This is a genomic window from Campylobacter concisus (genome assembly GCF_002914005.1).
GTDB classification, from domain to species: domain Bacteria; phylum Campylobacterota; class Campylobacteria; order Campylobacterales; family Campylobacteraceae; genus Campylobacter_A; species Campylobacter_A concisus_N.
In genome coordinates this window covers 23,385-29,384 of the sequence record NZ_POZU01000018.1, presented here as the reverse complement: position 1 = coordinate 29,384, position 6,000 = coordinate 23,385, and the positions used below count along the sequence as shown (strand labels likewise).

The window sequence follows — 6,000 nt, the reverse complement described above, 5'->3', positions numbered from 1 at the left end:
TATATATTTAGAGCATAAAAATAGCAAGAGCAAAATACGAAAAAAGAGTGAAAGAGATTTTTTTGCAAATTTAGCACTCACAAATTTTTTCCCACTTTTTGCAAATTTTAGACATCTAAATAATTTAATAAATATCTCTGCTGCCAATAAAAATGCAAATACACAAAGCTATAATCTTGCAAAATGTATGGGCATATTAAAAGGATCAGATGATGAAATTTTACGCAAAAATGTGTTTGATGCTCTGAGTTCTCACTATGATAAATTTGCCGATCTTTATCTTGATATCTTAAATATGCTTCATGGATTTAGACTGGCTAAATTTAAGGCAGCAAAAGTTGATTTTTTAACCCCAAGCCTTGAAGAAAATAAAATGAGCCTTGACACTTTAAACGCCATGCAAGAAACTATTAGCAAAAGAGTGGAAAAAATAAGAGAATGTGTAAGAGTAAGAGCTAGCTTTTTAGGTGGTAAAAGTATGAGAAGTTGCGATCTTTTGGCACCTTATCCACTTAGCAAGCACAGTGAAATTTCTCATGACGAGGCTATTAAAATCATCAAAAAAGCATTAAAACCACTAGGTGAAGATAGTTTTATAAAGCTTATGATAGACAAACACTGGATAGAAAGCGATGTACGAGAAAATAAAGCTGGCGGAGCATTTTTTGTAAGTTTGCCAAAATTTAAGCAACCAAGAATTTTTACCACCTACATGAATACTCTTTCACACTTAATCCAGCAAGCTCATGAGCTGGGACATGCTTGGCACTACTACTTGATGCGTGATCTTCCGGTTTTAAGCGCAAATTTTCCAATGAGCTTAGCCGAGAGTGCGAGTACATTTAATGAAACTCTTTTACGAAATGAGTTAAAAAAAGATGACTCACTTAGGGTAGAAATTTTATGGCAGGAGCTAAAAAGTGCTGCAAATTTTTTACTACACATAAGCGTTAGATACGAGTTTGAGACTGGTTTTATAAAGCTGCGACAAAAAGGTCAAGTCAGCAAAAAAGATGCAAATGATCTTTTAAAACAAGCTTGGGATAAATTTTATAAAGACAGCACGAGCGATGTTGAAGAATTTTTGCCATATTTTAAGCCGCATTTTTATAAAACAGATAATTATATCTACAACTATCCTTATAGCGTTGGCTATCTGCTATCACAATTTTTTCTAAGTGAGTTTAAAAAAGATGAAGCAAAATTTTGCAAAATTTATAAACAATTTTTAATAGAGTGTGGCACAAAAAGCGTGGAAGAGCTAATGAAAAAACACTTTAAAAAAGATACGACAAAGTGCGAATTTTGGCTGATTGGCATAGATGAAGCGCTAAAAAATTTAGATGAGTTTAAAAAGGCAGTGGCTGTATAAATTTACTAGTTACCTTAAACGTTTTATTTTTTTTCGAGAAATTTTATAAATTTTTGATGGGGTATCTTCGAAAAAATGATCATCTACTATTTCATCAGCCACGCTCATAGCCCAAGCTTCATTAAAATTTTGTCCATTCTTGTTTGCACTGCTTGAATAAAACCAGTCAAATTTAGCTAAAAATTTTTCGTGCTCGCACTCTTTTACGACTCTAATAGCCTTTAAATTTGGATACAAAAATGTGGCTTTCCTTGAATGGCGTATAAAATTTTTATATTTTTTTGGCACTCTAACAAGCTCATTTAAAACGCTAAATTTCGCTGTCGTGATAAGGCAAGGTTTACTCTCATCACGCATTTTTACCTTATTTATCTCTTTATAATCTTTACTCAAAAAGCCAGCTGTCGTATCGGTTTGTGCTAGAAATATCATAATTTTTCTCTTTTTGATAGTAAAAATATACAAGAGATTATTAGAGCAAATCCTAAAAAATCCCAAAATACAAATTTTGTCCCAAGCCAAAAATAGCCAAAAAATGCTGCACTTAGTGGTTCTATGCAGGCTAATAAACTAGCTTTTGCTGCGCCTATGAGCTTAACACCTATCATATAAAAGCTAAATGCAAAAATGGTGCCAAGCGTAATAACAGCAATAAATGCCAGCCATTGATTTATCCCATTAAGCCCAGCAAAATCCCAAACTCTCATATAACAAGCAAGCACTACTCCACCCATAACCATTCCCCAACCAAGCGTGAGAGTGACTGAATACTTCGCATTTAGCCTTGCTGGAGCAAGATTATAAACACAAACACAAACGGCACTAACTAAGCACCAAAATAGCGCTTTTGGCGAGATGGCAAGAGATGAAATTTGTGCATGTGTGCTTAGGAAAAATACGCCAAGCATCGCGCAAAGCAGAGCTAAAATTTCAAGTAGTCTTGGTGCTCGCTTCTCTTTTAGGCAGATGACGGCTAGGATGAGAACTGGCGCGGTGTATTGAATAACAGTTGCAACTGCGGCATTTGAAAGCTCAATGGAGTAAAAATAAGCGTACTGCGTCATCATAAGCCCAAGCAGGGCATAGACTAAAAACTCACCAAGTAGCTTTATATCTTTAATCGGAGCAAAAACGGCACTTGGTTCTTTAAAAGCATAAAAAATCACAATAACAATGCCAGCTAGCATCAGTCTATATGGCACCAAAAAATCAGAACTTATACCAAGTGAAAATAGATATTGCCCACAAACCCCGCTAAATCCCCAAAGGATACCGCCAACTAAAGCAAGGAGTATCCCAAGACGATGAGTATTCATTAATTATCTGTCTTTATGAAGAAGCTGTGCGTCTTTGCCATAATGCGGCGAATATGGTCCATAAAGTATGCAGTTATGGCAATCTCTTGAAAATAAATAAGCATCTGCCATTACTGCTAGATCGTATGATCTATCTGAGATGGTATTTGCCACCTGTGAGATGACGGCTGAGACTAACATGCCAAGTAGGCTACTTTGGCCGCTACTGCTATCTTCTGCTGCTATAGCACTACCTTGCCAAAGAGTAGCGCCGCTTTTTATATCGATAAGCTTTGCTTCAAGGATAACCTTTGTTGAGCTTGAGATGACTGCATAGCTCGTACCATAATCTTTTATATTTATATAAAGCACACTATCAGCATGGAAAATTTTATCAAGCTTATTTAGTGGCACTGCTGCGATCTCGCTTGGCTCGGTTATACCATTTAGCTTAAAGGTATCATTTACAAGAGCCACTGGAAATACGTAGTATCCTGCCTCACTTAGTGGTGCGACTGCATTTGCTAAAACTGCAGCTGGACCTGAAATTTCTGTGCTATCGTTTGTTGGCATAAGCACTAAGATAGAGTGAGGTCTTTTTTGTAAAAATTCTGAGTAGTCGTATGGCTCAGGTTCTTTTATAGAGCAGCCCGTAAAAAATACTACCAAAAATATAGCGGCTATAAATTTCAGGCTATTTTTCATTATTTGCCCCCTCTTTTTGCTCTGCTTTTTTTGGAGCTAAATTTTTAGAGCCTTTGATGAAATTTATATACTCCCTTGACTCTGGGAAATTCTCTACTTCTTTATCAAAATTTGCATTTGCAGCGCCTAAATTTCCGTTATTTAGATACAAAAGTCCAAGGTGTGCATATACGCCAGGAGCGATCTTATAGCCCTTTTGTGTTGATATCTGCACCAAATTTTCTAAGCGTGAAATTTGCTCGTTTGTATCGCCCTCTTCATTTAGATAGCTATATAGCGAGCTACTATATGATCCATCCCAATAATAAAGTGATCTTGGAGCGTTTGAATGACCGCAACCCGCTAAAAATAGTGCAAAAAGCGCAAAGCTGGCAAGCCTTATTTTACTTGCCATGCTCCACTTTCTATGCCATTTACTAGGTTATTTACCGCTTCAATAATAGCTAGGCTTAGTACCTTGCCATTTAGCGTAGAGTCGTATCCTGCTGTGCCGCCAAAGCCGATGATCTCTCTGTTTGAAAGGGTGTATTCGCCAGCTCCGCTAACTGAATAAACTACCTCCGCGGTCTTTGTATCAACAACGTTTAAATTGACCTTTGAGTACGCGGTTTGTTGTTTACCTTTGCCAAGTATGCCAAATAACTGATGATCGCCTGTTGTCTTGCGACCAAACTCTGTCACATCACCAGTGATCACGTATCGTGAGCCTTTTAAATTTTGAGCCTCTTTGCTTAGCTCGCTCTCTTGTTTTATGACTTTCATATTTGATCTATCAAGAACTAAAAATCTGCCACTTTGCTGTAAATTTGTGATCAAAATGCTTTGAGCTTGGTTGCCAAGCCTATCCTCGCCATCAGCAAATACACCATTTTGGTAAGCTGATTGATTATTAAATCGACCTATCGAAACTGAAATTTTTTGACCATTGTAAACTGTGCCGTAGCTTGCTACTTTTGGAGTCTCAACAACCCTTGAACTCTCACTCGCACATCCAGTAAAAAGAGCTGCCGTAAGCAAAACTGCACCAAATTTAAATATATTTTTCATTTTTTATCCTTTGCGACAAAATCGCTTGTATATTACTAAATTTCTTTTTAAATAGCTTTAAATTTCATCCATGTGCCTTTTAAGTATCTAATCGTAAAAAGCACCGCCTTTACAGCCCAGTCAGCAAACATTGCAAACCAAGTACCTATCATGCCAAGATCAAATGTGAGCGCAAAGACATAGGCCAAGATGACTCTACAAGCAAACATACAAACTAAATTTACAATCATTGGATATTTAGCGTCCCCTGCAGCACGAAAAACGGTTGGATATGTGTAGGCAAGTGGCCAAATAAGGCACATCGCGATGCCGTGATACCAGACGATCTGCCTTGTTAAATTTATGGCTTCACTTGAGAGATTATAAACCCTAAGCAGTGGCTCAAGTAAAAGCAAAATTACTGCTGTGCTAAAAAGATGGACAATATAGATGCTTATCATCGACTTTCTTACGTAAAATTTAGCCTGAGCAAAGTCGTTTGCACCAACGCACCTTGAGATAACTACACTAAGTCCTGTGCCTATCGCCATACCAGGGAGTACTTGAAACATCACGATCGTCCCTCCCACGGCATTTGCAGCGATACTTGCTGTGCCAAAGAGTGAAACAAGACTCAAAACGATGATGCGACCCACATAAAACATCGAATTTTCAAAGCCATAAGGCACACCGATATTTAAAATTTTCTTTATGATCTCGTAGTCAAATTTATAGATAAAGCTCTTTCTTATGTGAAGTTTTAGCCTTATATCAAGAAGCAAATAGACTATGACAAAGCAAGCAAGTATCTTGGCTATAAGCGTACTGATGGCAATACCTAAAATGCCGGTATGAAATGTATAAATACTAATGGCAGTTAGAAGTACATTTAATAAATTTGCAGCCGCCATAATATACATAGGTAGCTTTGCGTTTGACATCGTGCGAAAGATCGCCGCAGCTGCTGCATAGACAGCCAAAAATGGTGCAGAAATAGCTGAGAAAACAAGATAGTGACTAGCATCATGCCTTACTTGCTCACCAATATCGCCAAAGACATAATCTAGGATAATATCTTTTAAAACTATGATGACCGCTGCGATAAAAAAGGCAAAGATAAAACTAAACCAAACGAGCTGATTTGCTGTGATTTTGGCGTTGCCACTTTGTTTATTACCAAGATACTGGCTAGCAACTGTGAGGGGGTATAGAAAATGAGAGTGAGAAATTTTAGCGCAAGATTTTTGAAAGCGCGTAAAATAGGTATTTTAAAAAGTTTCACTCTCAGTTGTAACGCAAGAATTCAGCTAAAAGAAAAATCCCTATAATCCCAAATCGTCCGTTTTGTCCCAAAAAAGCGGAAAAATTTAACACCGCAAACACTTATAAAAGCCCAAACAATAGCTCTTTAAACGCCATTTAAAGCCTCCCAAAATTCGTCCCGATATTTTATCCATCACAGCCGTATATCGTTTAAGGTTTGTCGCTAGAAGCACAGCGAATTTTTAAAAATATAGGCATTAAACATCAAAAAATAAAGAAAAATGATGTTTAATAAAACTTAATGATGTTTAATCTGCGGTTATAGAGTTAATATAGGGT

The 6,000-nt window shown here is 37.0% G+C and carries 7 protein-coding genes; 1 reads left to right on the top strand and 6 read right to left on the bottom strand.

The annotated features are described in order from the left end of the window. Positions 1-1,372 (top strand): M3 family metallopeptidase (locus tag CYP54_RS09820; RefSeq protein WP_103604080.1); only part of this gene is annotated, 1,372 nt, incomplete at its 5' end. Positions 1,373-1,381: 9 nt separating this feature from the next. On the opposite strand, the gene CYP54_RS02470 is transcribed toward CYP54_RS09820, so the two are convergent. The 6 genes from CYP54_RS02470 to CYP54_RS02445 are packed head-to-tail and all read right to left on the bottom strand — an operon-like array spanning position 1,382 to position 5,627. Beyond that, positions 1,382-1,804 (bottom strand): Sua5 YciO YrdC YwlC family protein, encoded by a 423-nt coding sequence (locus CYP54_RS02470; protein ID WP_103604079.1) that lies wholly within the window; start codon positions 1,802-1,804, stop codon positions 1,382-1,384. Beyond that, positions 1,801-2,688, bottom strand: coding sequence for a DMT family transporter (locus tag CYP54_RS02465; RefSeq protein WP_103604078.1), 888 nt, complete (start codon positions 2,686-2,688; stop codon positions 1,801-1,803). Before CYP54_RS02465 ends, CYP54_RS02470 begins: the two co-directional genes overlap by 4 nt. Positions 2,689-2,691: 3 nt before the next feature. Continuing rightward, complete coding sequence (locus CYP54_RS02460; protein WP_103604077.1) at positions 2,692-3,372, bottom strand: DUF799 domain-containing protein; 681 nt, start codon at positions 3,370-3,372, stop codon at positions 2,692-2,694. After that, on the bottom strand, positions 3,362-3,766 hold the full coding sequence (locus CYP54_RS02455) for a DUF4810 domain-containing protein (protein WP_103604076.1): 405 nt from the start codon (positions 3,764-3,766) through the stop codon (positions 3,362-3,364). Before CYP54_RS02455 ends, CYP54_RS02460 begins: the two co-directional genes overlap by 11 nt. Then, on the bottom strand, positions 3,751-4,419 hold the full coding sequence (locus CYP54_RS02450; protein ID WP_103604075.1) for a CsgG/HfaB family protein: 669 nt from the start codon (positions 4,417-4,419) through the stop codon (positions 3,751-3,753). Before CYP54_RS02450 ends, CYP54_RS02455 begins: the two co-directional genes overlap by 16 nt. Positions 4,420-4,466: 47 nt before the next feature. Beyond that, positions 4,467-5,627 carry an MATE family efflux transporter gene (locus CYP54_RS02445; RefSeq protein ID WP_258033623.1) on the bottom strand — a complete coding sequence of 387 codons (1,161 nt, stop codon included), beginning with the start codon at positions 5,625-5,627 and terminating at the stop codon, positions 4,467-4,469. Between the last annotated feature and the right edge of the window lie 373 nt (positions 5,628-6,000).